Annotated in this window: 15 protein-coding genes and 2 pseudogenes; 6 read left to right on the top strand and 11 right to left on the bottom strand. The window is 68.1% G+C overall.

What is annotated here, in order from left to right; genetic code table 11:
• Positions 1–75: 75 nt before the first annotated feature.
• The 3 genes from K6K41_RS05485 to K6K41_RS05475 form a co-directional block, all read right to left on the bottom strand.
• Positions 76–333, bottom strand: coding sequence for a hypothetical protein (locus tag K6K41_RS05485; protein ID WP_261404231.1), 258 nt, complete (start codon positions 331–333; stop codon positions 76–78).
• A gap of 70 nt (positions 334–403) precedes the next feature.
• Positions 404–568 (bottom strand): hypothetical protein, encoded by a 165-nt coding sequence (locus K6K41_RS05480; RefSeq protein ID WP_261404230.1) that lies wholly within the window; start codon positions 566–568, stop codon positions 404–406.
• Between the two features lie 22 nt (positions 569–590).
• The gene (locus K6K41_RS05475; protein WP_315855140.1) at positions 591–1889 is read right to left on the bottom strand and encodes an ABC transporter ATP-binding protein; all 1299 of its coding nucleotides are present in this window, start codon (positions 1887–1889) and stop codon (positions 591–593) included.
• Positions 1890–1945: 56 nt separating this feature from the next.
• Between K6K41_RS05475 and K6K41_RS29275 the strand changes: the two genes are divergently transcribed.
• Positions 1946–2074 (top strand): hypothetical protein, encoded by a 129-nt coding sequence (locus K6K41_RS29275; protein WP_315855139.1) that lies wholly within the window; start codon positions 1946–1948, stop codon positions 2072–2074.
• Positions 2075–2593: 519 nt separating this feature from the next.
• Here the strand turns inward: K6K41_RS29275 and oxlT are convergent.
• From oxlT to K6K41_RS05455, 4 genes and pseudogenes are all read right to left on the bottom strand, one after another.
• Positions 2594–3777 (bottom strand): annotated as a pseudogene (gene oxlT / locus K6K41_RS05470) (oxalate/formate MFS antiporter); the annotation flags it as partial.
• Positions 3778–4551: 774 nt separating this feature from the next.
• Entirely contained in the window at positions 4552–4719 is a 168-nt protein-coding gene (locus K6K41_RS05465) for a hypothetical protein (RefSeq protein WP_261404229.1), read from the bottom strand.
• 397 nt (positions 4720–5116) lie between these two features.
• Positions 5117–5533, bottom strand: a complete 417-nt coding sequence (gene dksA, locus K6K41_RS05460; RefSeq protein WP_261404228.1) for an RNA polymerase-binding protein DksA — start codon at positions 5531–5533, stop codon at positions 5117–5119.
• A gap of 164 nt (positions 5534–5697) precedes the next feature.
• Positions 5698–6117 (bottom strand): flagellar assembly protein FliX, encoded by a 420-nt coding sequence (locus K6K41_RS05455; RefSeq protein ID WP_261404227.1) that lies wholly within the window; start codon positions 6115–6117, stop codon positions 5698–5700.
• A 214-nt stretch (positions 6118–6331) separates the two neighbouring features.
• Between K6K41_RS05455 and K6K41_RS05450 the strand changes: the two genes are divergently transcribed.
• From K6K41_RS05450 to K6K41_RS05435, 4 genes are all read left to right on the top strand, one after another.
• Positions 6332–7588 carry a flagellar basal body P-ring protein FlgI gene (locus K6K41_RS05450; protein WP_261404226.1) on the top strand — a complete coding sequence of 419 codons (1257 nt, stop codon included), beginning with the start codon at positions 6332–6334 and terminating at the stop codon, positions 7586–7588.
• A complete protein-coding gene (locus tag K6K41_RS05445; RefSeq protein ID WP_261404225.1) occupies positions 7588–7929 on the top strand; it encodes a rod-binding protein in 342 nt (113 codons plus the stop codon). Before K6K41_RS05450 ends, K6K41_RS05445 begins: the two co-directional genes overlap by 1 nt.
• Positions 7926–8411 carry a hypothetical protein gene (locus tag K6K41_RS05440; RefSeq protein WP_261404224.1) on the top strand — a complete coding sequence of 162 codons (486 nt, stop codon included), beginning with the start codon at positions 7926–7928 and terminating at the stop codon, positions 8409–8411. Before K6K41_RS05445 ends, K6K41_RS05440 begins: the two co-directional genes overlap by 4 nt.
• A gap of 149 nt (positions 8412–8560) precedes the next feature.
• On the top strand, positions 8561–8851 hold the full coding sequence (locus K6K41_RS05435) for a hypothetical protein (RefSeq protein ID WP_261404223.1): 291 nt from the start codon (positions 8561–8563) through the stop codon (positions 8849–8851).
• 46 nt (positions 8852–8897) lie between these two features.
• On the opposite strand, the gene flaF is transcribed toward K6K41_RS05435, so the two are convergent.
• The gene (gene flaF, locus K6K41_RS05430; protein ID WP_261404222.1) at positions 8898–9227 is read right to left on the bottom strand and encodes a flagellar biosynthesis regulator FlaF; all 330 of its coding nucleotides are present in this window, start codon (positions 9225–9227) and stop codon (positions 8898–8900) included.
• On the bottom strand, positions 9199–9633 hold the full coding sequence (locus tag K6K41_RS05425) for a flagellar biosynthesis repressor FlbT (protein WP_261404221.1): 435 nt from the start codon (positions 9631–9633) through the stop codon (positions 9199–9201). Before K6K41_RS05425 ends, flaF begins: the two co-directional genes overlap by 29 nt.
• A gap of 136 nt (positions 9634–9769) precedes the next feature.
• On the opposite strand from K6K41_RS05425, the pseudogene K6K41_RS29270 reads away from it, so the two are divergent.
• Positions 9770–11000 (top strand): annotated as a pseudogene (locus tag K6K41_RS29270) (acyl-CoA dehydrogenase family protein).
• Here K6K41_RS29270 and K6K41_RS05405 read toward each other — a convergent pair.
• Both K6K41_RS05405 and K6K41_RS05400 read right to left on the bottom strand, forming a co-directional pair.
• Positions 10907–12268, bottom strand: a complete 1362-nt coding sequence (locus K6K41_RS05405) for a hypothetical protein (protein ID WP_261404219.1) — start codon at positions 12266–12268, stop codon at positions 10907–10909. The pseudogene K6K41_RS29270 and the gene K6K41_RS05405 overlap by 94 nt on opposite strands.
• A gap of 178 nt (positions 12269–12446) precedes the next feature.
• Entirely contained in the window at positions 12447–14030 is a 1584-nt protein-coding gene (locus tag K6K41_RS05400; protein ID WP_261404218.1) for a flagellin N-terminal helical domain-containing protein, read from the bottom strand.
• Between the last annotated feature and the right edge of the window lie 152 nt (positions 14031–14182).

Below are 14182 nucleotides of genomic sequence, written 5' to 3'. Positions count from 1 at the left end.
GGAAGCGCCGCCTGATGTCGTGATCGAAAACCTACGGAATTCCCCGATCACGGGGAATTCCGGGATCGGGCGCGTTCAGGTCCGCAGCTTGCCGGTTCCGGCGGCGTCCGCGGCGAGCGCTGCGGCGGCGATGGCGGGCTCGGGAAGCGTCCGGATCTGCGATCTCAGATGGGCGGTGGCGAACCCGCGATAGACGGCCTGTTCGAGCGCCGAGGCGACGCCCAGTCGATGTCTGTGGTCCACGATCGCGCTCCAGGCGCGGTCGGGATGGTCGCGGCTGAAAAGATCAGCGGCCAGCGTGTCGATGGCGTCCCGATCTGCGGGTTCTCCCATAGGCGTCCTCCGTGCTGACGGCTCCAACGGCCTCAACGTACGAAAGTTTCATAAGGCTGCGACATTTTTTTCACGCCTGAGGCGGAACGGCGCCGAAAAAAACGCGTTCCAGAAGGCGGGTGCCGCGACTCAAGCCTTTGGTTTCGCTGAAGGGCCGGTCGAACCCGCGTTGCGCGAAAGTGATCGGCCGCTTGCTTTGGCGCAGGCGAAGTTCGAAACGGGCGGCGCCCGACATACCGCACGGGCGCGAATCGCCGTTATTCGGCCGCCTCGTCCTCGGTCTCGCCGTCGTCCAGGAAGCCGCCGGACTGGCGCCGCCACAGATCGGCGTAGAGGCCGTCGCGCGCGATGAGATCAGCGTGGGTTCCCTGTTCGACGATGCGGCCGCGATCCATCACCACGAGCCGGTCCATGCGGGCGATGGTGGAGAGCCGGTGCGCGACCGCGATCACGGTCTTGTTCGCCATCAGGTCGTCGAGGCTCGCCTGGATCGCGGCCTCCACCTCGCTGTCGAGCGCGGAGGTCGCCTCGTCGAGCACGAGGATCGGCGCGTCCTTCAGGATCACGCGCGCGATCGCGACGCGCTGGCGCTGGCCGCCGGAGAGCTTCACGCCGCGCTCGCCCACATGGGCGTCGTAGCCGCCGCGGCCATGGAGGTCGGTGAGGCCGGTGATGAACTCATGCGCGGAGGCGCGTCGCGCCGCGGTCTCGATCTCGGCCTGGGGCGCGCCGGGGCGCCCGTAGGCGATGTTCTCGGCGATCGAGCGGTGCAGCAGCGAGGTGTCCTGCGTCACGACCGAGATCGCGCCGCGAAGGCTCTCCTGCGTCGCGTGCGAGATGTCGCGTCCGTCGATCAGAATGCGGCCTTGGGCCGGCTCGAAGAAGCGCAGCAGCAGATTGACGAGCGTCGACTTGCCCGCGCCGGACCGGCCGACCAGCCCGATCTTCTCGCCCGGCCGGATGTGGAGCGTGAGGTCGTCGATGACTTTCCGCGGCGTGCCGTAGCCGAAGGTGACGTTTTCGAGCCGGATGTCGCCCTTTTCGACCGCGAGCTCCTCCGCGTTCGTCCGGTCCGGCAGATCGAGCGGGCGCGCGATGGTGCCCACCCCTTCCTGCACCACGCCGACGTTCTCGAAGATCGCCGAGACCTGGAACGCCACCCAGCCGGACATGGAGACGATCTGCCAGGAGAGCGGCACCGCCATCGCCACCACGCCGACGCCGATCGCGCCCTGCGAGGCGAGCCACACCGACGACACCGCGATCGCCGCAACCAGCAGCGCGTTCAGCAGCTGCAGCGTCACCGCGAACATGGTGACGAGCCGCATCTGGCGCTGGAACAGATGGTTCAGGCTGTCCATCGACTCGCGCACATAGTCGTCTTCGTCGCGGGCGCGCGCGAACAGCTTCACGGTGAGGATGTTGGTGTAGCTGTCGACCACGCGGCCGGTGACCTGGCTGCGCCCTTCGGAAGCCGCGCGCGAGCGGTCGCGCATGCGCGGCACGAACCAGCGCAGCAGCGCGGCGTAGGCCACGAACCAGACGCCGAGCGGCAAAGCGAGCCACAGGTCGGCGTTGAGCGAGGATCAGCGCGGTCGTCCCGTAGACCACGATGTGCCAGAGCGCCTCGACGGTCTGCACCATGCTTTCGCGCAGCGCCGGCCCCGTCTGCATCACCTTGGTGGCGATGCGGCCCGCGAAGTCGTTCTGGAAGAAGCCCCAGGACTGGCGGACCACGTGATAATGCGACTGCCAGCGGATGAGGTTGGAGAGGCCCGGCCCGATCGCCTGGTTGGCGACGAGCCCGCGCAGGAAGAGCGTCGCGGGGCGCAGGATCAGCACGACGCCGATGAGCCCTGCGAGCGTCGGCCAGCCTTCGGCGAGCAGGCGCTCCGGCGGCGTCGAGGTCACGAGCGTGACGAGCCGCCCGATGAAATAGGGGATCGAGGCGTCGCCGAGCGCGAGCACGAGGCCGATGACCAGCAGCCCGGCGAAGAGTCCCTTGGCCTGCCGCAGGAAGTGCCAATAGAACGCGCCGAGCCGCGCCGGCGGCTCGGGCCGCTCGGGCGTCGCGGTCACGTCGATGAGGGACTCGAAGAAGCGGAACATGCGTCCGCTATGTGGGGCTGCGGCGAGGCGAGGGTATGGCGCCCCGAAACGACGACGGGCCCCGTGAGGGGCCCGCCGAATTCTCAAGTTTCGCGGAGGCGTCAGGCGAGCGCGGGCTTGCCGACATCTCTTCGGTCTCCTTGGCCTTCAGCGCCGAGGAGTAGGCCACGTGCTGCTTCAGGATCGGACGGAGCGCCACGACCGCGAGGAAGGCCGCGAGCAGGTCCATGCAGGCCACGGTGTAGAGCACGGTGGACCAGGTGCCGGTCGCTTCCATCAGCAGGTTGCCGACGGGCACGAACAGCGCGCCGATGCCCTTGGCGCAGTAGAGCACGCCGTAGATCTTGCCGATGTGCTTGGTGCCGAAGGCGTCGCCGGCGAGCGCCGAGAACAGCGAGTACACTTCGCCCCAGGCCAGGAACACCACGCCCGACAGGATGAGGAAGGCGTAGGGGTTATGGCCGAAGTAGCCGAGCGCCACGATGCCGAAGCCCTCGAGCGTGAAGGCGATCACCATCGTCTTCTCGCGGCCGATGTTGTCCGAGATCCAGCCGAACAGCGGGCGCGAGATGCCGTTCATGATGCGGTCGAGCATCAGCGCGAGCGGCAGCGCCGCCATGGTGAAGAAGTAGAGGTTACCGAGTAGTTCTTGACGCCGAGGTCCTGCGCGATGACGCCGAGCTGGGCGACCGCCATCATGCCGCCGGTGACGACGCAGATGAACATGAAGAACATCAGCCAGAACAGCTTGGTGCGCATGGCTTCGGTCAGCGTGTAGTCGCGGCGCGACTGAGCGAGCTTCTCGGAGACCTTGACCTCGCCGGTCTTGGGCGAGCGCAGGAACATGGCGGCGACGAAGGCCAGCACGCCCTGGAGGACGCCGAAGAACAGGAAGGTGGACTGGAAGCCAGACGACTGGATCATCGCGGCGATCGGCAGGATCGTGGCCGCCGAGCCCATGCCGTAGCCGCCGGCGGTCAGGCCGACCGCGAGGCCGCGACGGTCCGGGAACCACTTCAGCGCGTTGTTGATGCAGGTGGCGTAGATGCAGCCCACGCCGACGCCGCCCACGGCCGCGCCGAGGTAGAAGCCCATCAGCGAGGTGGCCTGCGAGTTCACGACCCACGAGAGGCCCATGAACACCGCGCCGAACGCCACCATGGCGCGCGGGCCGTACTTGTCGATGAAGTAGCCCTCGATCGGGGTGAGCCAGGTCTGCACCAGCACAAAGATCGTGAAGGCGATCTGGATCGAGGCGCGGTCCCAGCCGAAGGTCGACTGAATTTCAGGGACGAACAGCGTCCAGGCGTACTGGATGTTGGCGGTCGCCACCATGCAGACCACGCCGACCAAGATCTGAAGCCAGCGCGTCTTTTCAGAGACGTGGGGCTGGCCCGGCGCGCCGGATGCGGGATTTGACGCGACTGCGGTGGGACTCACTGGCGTTTCTCCTCGATTGTTTTCTGTTTTTCAGATTTTCTGGCGTCATGCATGCCAGCCATTCAGCTAGCTTGACGTCTTTTTGGCTCGGCCAACCGGCCGGCTAAGGCTTTCGGCGAAGTCTTCGGGCGCGCAGCAGGCCGTCGGCCGGGATGCGCGAAGCGCGGCGCAGTGACGCGGTAATGCCGTCTCCGATCGACCGGTCGAACACGCGTCACCCCCGACGTTCGCCGTGAAACTGGCCAGCCATGCGCCTCCGCATGTCTGGTATGCCAAACATGGCATACCAGTTTGTCGCAGGTAAAGACCGCCGAAGGGATTGAGAACAGACGATCGAGGCTCCGAGCTCCATCCCAAGAGAGCGTCGGAACGATCGTCAAAGCCGATCGCTCGATGCTCCGCAATCGTGTTTGTGACGCGCTGCGGCATCGGCCCATGCGGGCGGAACTCGACAATTCGGCTCAGACGCGGTCCCGGTCTGCTGCGGCGCATCACCGCAGTTCGATGCGTGAAGCGAGATCGAACGAGTGGCCGCGGGCATCGCTTGCAGGTGCGCGTCACGAAAACGTGAAGGTTGTAATCGGCCGCTTATCCGCGACGCCCGGGCGTGGTCGCGGCGGCGGGCGCCTGCTCGCGGCAGGGCGGCTCCGCGAAGCCTCCCGGCTGGGCTCAGGGCCGTACGATCTGGACCATGACCTGGCGCCCGCCGCCGCTATAGGCCGCGGCCACGTCGCCGTTGGAGAGGACCGCCAGCCCGCCCCGCACGAGGGTCTTCATGAACTTGGTCTGTCGGGCGGCGGGCGCCTGTTTCAGCCCGTCGTCGAACCGGCGAAACACCAGGCTGCGAAACTGGCCGAATTCGCCGATGCAGTCCTCGCTGACGAGCAGGAAGCCCCCGCCGGGCAGACGCGTGGCCGTGACCGTGCCGATGATCAGGTTGCTGAGCGGGCTGCTTCCATCTGAGCAGCGGCATGTCGGCGTCGAAAACCTGGGCCAGAAGTTCGAAGCTAGTCGATCTGCGGGCGGGCGAAACAGTATAAATACGTATTCAGATGTATATGCGAGAAGCGCCGCCTGTCCGGGGCGGGGCGTCGCAAGAAGCCAAACTGTGCAGCGGTAGGGAAATACGTTGGCGCGGGTCGATCGCCGACATGCGCCGTCGCGCCTCCCGTCGGACGTCCCGGCCGGGCGGCTTGGCCGCCCGGCCATGGGTCACTGACGTCGGGACGACGTCTCAGTCGTCGCGATAGACGCGCTCGCGGCGCTCGTGGCGCTCCTGCGCTTCGATCGACAGCGTCGCGATCGGGCGGGCGTCGAGGCGGCGCAGCGAGATCGGCTCGCCGGTCTCCTCGCAATAGCCGTAGGAGCCGTCCTCGATCCGGGCGAGCGCCGCGTCGATCTTGGCGATCAGCTTGCGCTGCCGGTCGCGGGCCCGAAGCTCGATCGCGCGGTCGGTCTCCGAGGAGGCGCGGTCGACGAGATCGGGGTGGTTCTGGTTCTCGTCCTGCAGGTGCTCCAGCGTCTCGCGGCTCTCCCGCAGGATCTCGTCCCGCCATGCGAGCAGCTTGTCGCGGAAGTAGCGCTTCTGGCGCTGGTTCATAAACGGTTCGGCCTCGCTGGGCCGGTAGTCCTCTGCCAACTCGACGCTCATCTTCAGGGCCTTCTGCCTTGCCGCAGGCGGGGTGTCGGTTGCCGCGGAATATAGCGGTAACGCTATCGAGCGACAATCTATCTGTGCGTCATGAAACCTTTGAAATCACAGGCTATTTCGCTTCTACGCAGTTTACCGGACCCCGCCTCGGGGCCTTTTTGGGCTTATCGCCCGCGTTTGGCCAGCTCCACCTGGGCGCGCAACTCGATCGCCGACAACGCGTCGTCGAGGCCTGCGTCGTCGGTCGCGGCGCGGCGTTCGGCGAGGCTGTCGACCAGTCGCTTGAGGCTCGCCGGGTCGTCGCGGCCCTCGATCAGCGCGAGCTTCATCTCGTCGAGCGCGTCGAGCAGCCCGCGGCCGCGGCGGATTTCGCGTTTGCGGCGCTCCCTGGCGGTCTCGGGCGGGACGGCCTGAAGCGCGATCAGCGCGTCGAGCCCGGGCGCCGCGCGCAGGGGCGCGGCGCTTTTCGGCGCGGCGGCCTCGGCTCCCTCCGACAGGCTGAACGCGCCGGAGGCCGCGCCCGGCCGCGTCGGCCCCGAGCCGGCGACCACGCGCCCCAATCCGTCGATGCGCATCGTGAGCATCCCCTGAAGCAACAGGGGAACCATGGCCCGCGCATGGTTAATCCCGCCTTAACGTCCCGGCAGAAATTGCCGGGCGCGGCCGGTCTTGCCGGGCGCCGAAGAGCCTTCTGCCGGGCGCCGGACACGGGAATGCGCTCAGATCTCAACGATCCTGAAACCGGCACGGGCTTCGCATGGGAAACGGCGAAGTTCTCGTGGGGTGTTGGGTCCGTCCATGCCGTCGCTTTTCGATCGTCTCGTCGCAGGTCTGGCCGCCGCCGCGCTCGTGGTCTCGACCTCGGCCGCGGCCCATGCGGCCGACGCCGCCCCGGCGCCGCGCGCCCAGGCGGCGGGGCAGAGCGGAACGCGCGCCGCGACGATCCAGACCGTCTCGGTCAGCAAGCGCGCCTTCGCGGGCGAGGACGACGGCGGCCCGAGCCGCGGCGGCGTCCAGTCCCGCATCAAGGACCTGACCGACATCGAGGGCGTGCGCGAGAACCAGCTCGTCGGCTACGGCCTCGTGGTCGGCCTCAACGGCACGGGCGACTCCCTGAACGCCGCGCCCTTCACCCGACAGTCGCTGCAGTCGATGCTGGAGCGCCTCGGCGTCAACACCCGCGGCCAGACGCTCAGGACCAAGAACGTCGCGGCCGTGATGGTGACCGCGAACCTGCCGCCCTTCGGCACGCAGGGCACGCGCATCGACGTCACCGTCTCGGCGCTCGGCGACTCGACGAGCCTGCAGGGCGGCACGCTGATCGTCACCCCGCTGATGGGCGCCGACGGCGAGGTCTACGCCGTCGGGCAGGGCTCCGTCGCGGTGATCGGCTTCAACGCGCAAGGCGAGGCCGCGCAGGTGGTGCGCGGCGTGCCGACCACCGGCCGCATCTCGAACGGCGGCCTGATCGAACGCGAGATCCCGTTCGCGCTCAACAATCTGACAACGGTTCGGCTTGCGCTGCGCAACCCTGATCTGACCACCGCGCGCCGCGTCGCCGGCGCCATCAACGCCTTCATCGGCTCCGGCGTCGCCGAGCCGATCGACCCCTCGACCGTCACCGTCCAGGTGCCCAAGCAGTATCACGGCAACATCGTGCAGTTGCTGACCGAGGTGGAACAGCTCAAGGTCGAGCCCGACCAGCTCGCCAAGATCGTGATCGACGAGCGTTCGGGCATCATCGTCATGGGGCAGGACGTGCGCGTCTCGACCGTCGCGGTGGCGCAGGGCAACCTCACCGTCACCATCACCGAAAGCCCAATGGCGAGCCAGCCGGAGCCGTTCTCTGACGGCGAGACGGTCGTGACCCCGCGCACCGACATCACCGTCGACACCGACAAGGAGCGCCGCCTGGCGGTGCTCAAGGAAGGCGTCAACCTGCGCCAGCTCGTCGACGGGCTGAACGCCATCGGCGTCGGCCCGCGCGACCTCATCGCCATCCTGCAGGCCATCAAGGCCGCGGGCGCCCTCCAGGCCGAAATCGAGGTGATGTGATGGCGCTGTCGTCGCCCGCCGCCACCTCCTCGGCGGCCTCCGTGATGAATGCGGCGCTCGCGGCCCAAAAGGCCTACGGTGCCCACCCGGCCGCCAAGGCGCCGAACCGCGTCGACCAGACCGCGGAGGATTTCGAAGCCGTGTTCCTGACCCAGATGATGGAGCGGATGTTCGAAGGGCTCGGCGGCGACGGTCCGCTGGGCTCGGGCGAAGCCGGCGGCGCCTATCGTTCAATGCTCGCCGACCAGTACGGCAAGACCATCGCGGCCGCAGGCGGAATAGGCATCGCCGAGGACATCCGCCGCGAACTCATCGCGCTTCAGCAAGGAAAGACGTCATGACCCTCCGTCGCCGCTCCGTGCCCGCCGTCGTCGCCCGCGCGCCGATGACCCCGCAGGAAGCCGCCGAGCGGATCTCCCGGATCGCCGGCACGGTCGAACGCCTCACCGCCGTCATCGCCGAGGAGACCCGCCTCGTGCGCGTGGGCGCCTATGGGGCGGCCAACGAACTCGCCTCCGAAAAGGCCGAGCTGTCGGGCCGCTACATGCTCGACGTCGAGGGCCTGCGCGCGCAGGAGCAGGCGGTCGCGGCCCAGGACGCGGGCGCGATCGGCGAGGTGAGCGAGCTCCACGTCGCGTTCCGCGCGGCGCTCGAAGAGAACCTGCTGGTGATCGGCACGGCGCGCTCGGTCGCCGAGAGCCTGCTGCGCGGCGTCGCCGAGGAGATGGGCTCGAAGTCGCAGCCCAGCGTCTACGACCGGACCGGCGGCGGCTACGGAAAGCCCGCGGCGGCGGCGCCCATCGCCGTATCGCGCGGAGCGTGAACGTAAAATCTTAAGCAATCAGGACGTGTGGCGTTAACCCCATCTCCTAACATCGAATTAACAGGTCACGGCTATCCTCACGGTGAGCATCCCTCATTGGATGTCGCATTCGCCGTGGGGTTGAGGAGATGGACGCCTCGTTTGGAACAGTGACGACTTCGCTGGCGCCTGTGCGCCGAAGCCCGGAGTCCGTCCAGCCTGTCGCCGCTCCTGCGGCCGGTCCCGCGGAGATCACCGTCCGTCCCGATCTCGCGATGAACGCCCAGCGTTCGGTCGAGAAGGACGCGCAGACCGGCTCCCTGGTCTACCGTCTCGTCGACGTCGCCACCGGCTTCGTCGCGGTGCAGACGCCGAGCGAGTCGCGCCTCAGGCTCCGCGCCTATATCGACGGCGTGACGGCCCAGAGCGCGCCCGAGCCTGCGCTCGAAGTCACGGCCTGATCCTCTAAGCCTGAAATCCGGACCTCTCGAGCCTGCGGGGCTGGTCTCAGCCGCGCAGGCCTTCGGCGATGTTGCGGTTGATGTCGATCAGCGCCGGGAGCAGCTCGGGCTTCGGATTGATCTCGATCTCGCTCGACCGCCGCATCGAGAACATCGCGATGTTGCGAAGGTTCGTCTTGGTCGTGGCGTCGAGCGGATTTTCGGGCCGGCTGACCGAGCTCAGGAAAATCGTCCAGAGCTTGCGGTTGAACTCGGCGGCCTCGCGGGCCGCGTTGCGGTCGAAGGGCTCGGCCGCATGGGCCGCGGCGAACCGCGCCGCCGCCCTCAGGAGAAGCTGAGCCTCCCGCTCACGGGGACTCGCCGTCGTCTGCGCCATCCGCGCGTAGGCTTGCGCCCCGTTTTGCATGCTCGAAGATACTCGCTTCGTGCGCGACGAGTTTCCGCGCTTCCCGGAAGGCTTTGTAAAGCTGTCCGGTTAAGACGTGGTTATTCACCGCCTCGAAGAATGGGATCATGCTCGGCGCCGCCTTCATCGCGCCGCGCGCGAGTTCGGTGTAGGCGGGCAGGAGAGCGTCGGGCGAGCCGGCCAGATACATCATCTGCACCACATAGGCGATGCGCTTGGCGGGGGTGTCGGCCGCCTCTTCCCTGAGGATGTCGCGCTCGCGCAGCACCGGCTCTGAGCCGTCGATCATCAGGCTCGAGCGGGTCTGGCCGTTGGTGACGACCGACCGTCCGATGACGACGCGTTCGCCGGGCTTCAGATCGACCTTCAAAGTCATGTGATGCGGCTCTCGGCTTGGCGCTGCGGCCATGCGGCGTCCCAGACGAACATCGCATGGCCGCCGCGGTCTCGGACGCTACGCATAGCGCATGACGACGACAAAAGGGGAGACCGATCCCGACATGCCCGAACCCATGCGCAACTCCGCCTCCGATCCGATCGCGCCCGAGCCGCCGAGCCTTCCCTCGCCCTGGGCGAGCCCGGAGCGGATCGCGCTGATGGAGGACGCGCGCGCCTTCGCCCGCGATGTCGTGCTGCCGATCGCCGACCGGCTCGACCGCGAGAAAGGCGAAATGCCGCGCGAGCTGATCGAGCAGATGGCCGAGAAGGGCTGGTTCGGGCTCACGATTCCGGCCGAGCATGGCGGCATGGGGCTCGGCGTCTTCGAATACTGCCTCGTCTCCGAGGAGCTCGCCCGCGCCTGGCTCTCGGTCGGCTCGATCCTGGCGCGAGGGCAGGGGCTCGGCACGCAGACGCTCGACGAGGAGCGCCGGAAGACGCTGCTCGCCAATCCGCGAAGGGCGAGTGGATCGGCTCGATCTCGCTGTCGGAGCCGGACGCCGGCTCCGATCTCGCGGGCGTCAGCACGCGCGCGGTGCGCGACGGCGACCACTGGGTGCTGACCGGCAAAAAGCGCTGGGCGGGATTCGCCAAGGGCGCGGACTTCATCGAGGTCTGGCCCGCACCCGCGACCCGGAGGAGGGCGAGCCCCGGTCGGCGGGGCTCGAGCCGTTCCTGGTGGTCAAGGAGCCCGGACGCTTCCCCGCGGGCGTCGCCGGGACCGTCATCGACAAGATCGGCTATCACGGCTTCCTCACCTTCGAGCTCGAGCTCGACGGGGTGAGGGTGCCGGAAAGCGACCGGCTGACCGGGCTCTACGGCGACGAGGGCGCAGGCGCCGACGCCGGCGGCTTCGCCGCCGTCCAGCGCGGCCTCAACATCGCCCGCGTCCACACCGCCGCGCGGGCCGTGGGCGTGGCGCGCGCCGCGGTCGAGGACTGCCAGCTCTATCTCCAGGAGCGCGAGCAGTTCGGCCGGCCGATCGGCGAGTTCCAGGCGCTGCGCTTCGCGCTCGCCGACATGGCCGCGGAGGTCAATCAGGCCCGCGCCTTCTGGCGCCAGGCCGCGCATCTGCTCGACCAGGGCGAGGCCGCCGAGAGCGAGAGCGCGATGGTGAAGCTGCTCGCGACCGAGATGGCCGTGAAGGTGACCAATCAGGCGATGCAGCTTCACGGCGGCAACGGCTACACCACCGAGCGCCGCGTCGAGCGCTACTGGCGCGACGCGCGGCTGACGACGATCTTCGAGGGCACCAGCGAGATCCAGCGTCGCATCATCTCCGACCGCATGCTGGGCAAGGCGTGAGGGCGCGCGCCGGCGTGGGGCGCCGTCTCAGGGCTTGGCCTTGAGGAGAGCGCGCCCCTCGCGCCGTGCGGATCCTCGTCGCCCTCGTAGGGCGCGGCGGTGAAGCCGAGCGCGGCGTCGCCATTGGCGAGCGGGGCGAGCCGCGGCATCGTTTCGCCGGCCGCCGAGGTCTTCGTCAGGCGCGCGACCGGGCCCGGGACGCCGGCGGCGGAGACGAGCGTTCCGCGAATGTCGTTGTCGCTCTTGTCGTCGGACTTCGGCGTCAGCAGGTGCCAGGCGACGAGCAGCCCCGCGGCGGTGTCGGCGAGCGCATGGGCGCGCTCGAGGGACTTTTCCTTGACCGTGTCCTCGATCGCGATGCGCCCCGCCGGCTCGCCTTTGGCGGTCAGGAACCGGCCCCTGAGCGTCGTGTCCACGACGATCGGCACGTCGACCGCGCCCGAATAGACGTTCTCCTGCCAGGCGACCGCAAAGCCGCCTGCGGCGCGCGGCGCGATCCGGACGTTCTCGTGGAACCGGTCGTTCTGCTCGTCGAGCCGGATCGGCTGTCCCTTGGCCTTGCCGGCCGCCGAAAACTGCTGGGCGAGCACGCGGACCAAGTTTTGGTCGCGGCGGACATACGCCATGACGAAGCCGGCTCCCAGAGCGGCGATGGACAGGCTCGAAAAGCTGCTGTTCTTCGGCGCGGCGATCTTCGTCAATCCGCCCACGGCTCCGCCGGAAGCGTCGAAGATCCGGACGTTCATCGCGACCTTTCCGGTGTCCGACGCGCTTCGCCAGACGACCGCGAAACCGCCGCCGGACAGCGCAGCGACGGACGGGCTCGTGGAATTGAGCAGGGGGTCGGCCGAGACCTCGATTTCGGCCGAGACCAGCCGTCCGTCCGGCCGGGCGACGCGCGCGAACACCGCGCCGCGCAGCCCCGTGCCGGCGGTCCAGGCGGCGGCGACGCTTCCGTTCTTCAGAAGCGCCATCGAGGCCTCGGACACGCCGAACTCCGAATGGCCCCGGAACGAGAGCTGCGACGGCCGGCCCGGCGCGCCGTCGGCGCCGACGGGCCGCACGAACAGGTCCTTGCCCTCGGCGTAGGCGTAGAGCGCGCCGCCGGCTTTGAGGCCGGCTACGGCCCTTGCGCTCGACATGGCGCCGGCGCCGACCTCGAAGGCCTTCGTCGGGGTGACCTTGGGTCTGGCGTCGGCCGCGCCGACGCTTCCCAGCGCGACGCCTAGGGCGGCGCCCGTGAGGCGAAGACGGAGAGAAACGAGCATCACGCCCCCGCGATCCGCGACTGATCGCGGATTTTGGCGCGCCGGGCGCGGAAATGACAATCGTCCCTTGGTTCCTGTTCCGAGGCGTCCGGCCGACGCTCGCGACAGCGCTCAAACGAAGACGGGCGGGACCCGATGTCCCGCCCGTCTTCGGAGGCCTTTCAGATGGCGCTCTGGCTTACCGGAGAAGCTGGAGGACCGCCGATTCCTGCTGGGTCGAGATCGACAGCGACGAGACGATGAGCTGCTGGCGGGTCTGCAGGGTCGCGAGGTTGGCGGCTTCCTCGTTGGTGTCGGCGGCGGTCAGGATGTGGGCGCCGTCGTCGAGGGTGCCGATCATGTCCTTGGTGAAGACCTCGCGGGTCTGCACGATCTGGAGCTGCGAGCCGAACTTCGAGGACTGCGCCTCGATGGTCTGGAAGGCGCCGTCGAGCCGGTCCAGAACTTCCTGGATCGAGCCGGAGTCGTAGAACTGGCTGTCGGAGATCGCCGCGAGACCGATGCCGTCGGCGTCGAAGGTCACGCCCTTCACCTCGAGCTTCGACGAGCCGTCCTCGTTGAAGATCACGTCGAGATCGTCGCCCATCAGCAGGTTGACGCCGTTGTAGTTGGCGTCCTTGGCGAGGTTGTTGATCTCCTTCATGGAGTCGTTGAAGTCGTCGGCGAAGTTGGCGCGCTTGAGCGCGGCCGCCTCGTCGAGGACCGGCGCCGAGAAGGCGCTGTTCGTGAACGGCTTGCCCGCGCCCACCACCGAGCCGCCGATGTCGAGCGGGGTGGAGTTGGCGATCGAGTTGTCGGCCGAGATCTTGAGCGAATGGGTGTTGATGTCGAAGGTGGCGTCGAGCAGCACGTTGTTGTCGTCGAAGAACTTGTTCAGCTCCTCGATGCTGTCGACCTGGCCCATCGCCGAGCCGAAGATCACCGAGACGTTCTGGCCGTTCTTGTCCTTCACCACGAGGCTCTTGCCGTCGAGGACGCTCGGCGTCGTCGTGGCGGCGAGGCCGGTGTTGGTCTGGTTCCCGAGGCCGGTGCCGTCGGTCGTGTTGTTGTTCGTGTCGGTCTCGGTGTAGCCGGTGATCGCGATCGAGGAGCTGGCGCCGGCGGTGTTGGACGAGATGGTGACGGCGTTGCCGGCGCCGCCGACGCTGACGTTCGGGCCGAGCTTGGCGCCGAGGATCTGGCGCAGCTCCGCGGGGCTGTCGATCACGTTGTCGCCGTTGCCGGCCGCCTGCACGGCCGCCTGGTCGATGGTGATCGGGGTCGCGGCGCCGCCGTCGACTGCGATGTTGAAGGTCAGCGTGTCGGCGGCGTCCGTCAGCGTCGTCGCCGAACCGAACGTGAAGCTGACCTGGCCCGACGTCGGCGAGTTCTGGACCGCGCCGCCGAGCAGGTTCTTCGAGGTCGCGCCGTCGCCGAGGTCGCCCGAGGTCACGGCCGCCTTCTCGGAGACCGCGAGCGGGGACTGAAGCGCGGCTCGCGCCGTCGCCTTGAGGCCTTCGACGATTTCGGTGATGGCCCGGATGCCGTTGTCGGCCGCCTCGAGCGTCTTGATCGAGTTCGCCACGCTGTCGAGCAGGCTCGAGAGGTCGGACGACCTTCGATCGAGCGCGTTCGCCGTGAAATAGCTCGCTGGATTGTCCAGCGCCGAGTTCACCTTCTTGCCGGTGGCGAGGCGCTCTTCGGTCTGGTTGAGCAGCTCGGTCGTCGACTGCAGCGTGCGCAGGTTCGAACGAACGGCTGAATTGAGAACCACGTCGGCCATGGCCAAATCGCTCCAGTCGGGAGACGCCTCCGATGGGCGCAATGGCCAAAGTCTGTTAACCTTAATCAGGAGTTAATGGTTAACGGCTTCCTGTTCATTCGCCGTCAAGCCTTGAAAACTGAGCAAAGAAAAGGGCGGAAGCCGAAGCTTCC

The organism is Chenggangzhangella methanolivorans (assembly GCF_019797865.1).
GTDB classification, from domain to species: Bacteria; Pseudomonadota; Alphaproteobacteria; order Rhizobiales; family Methylopilaceae; genus Methylopila; species Methylopila methanolivorans.
Note: the sequence above shows the minus strand (reverse complement) of the source record. Positions and strands in the feature narration are given on the sequence as shown.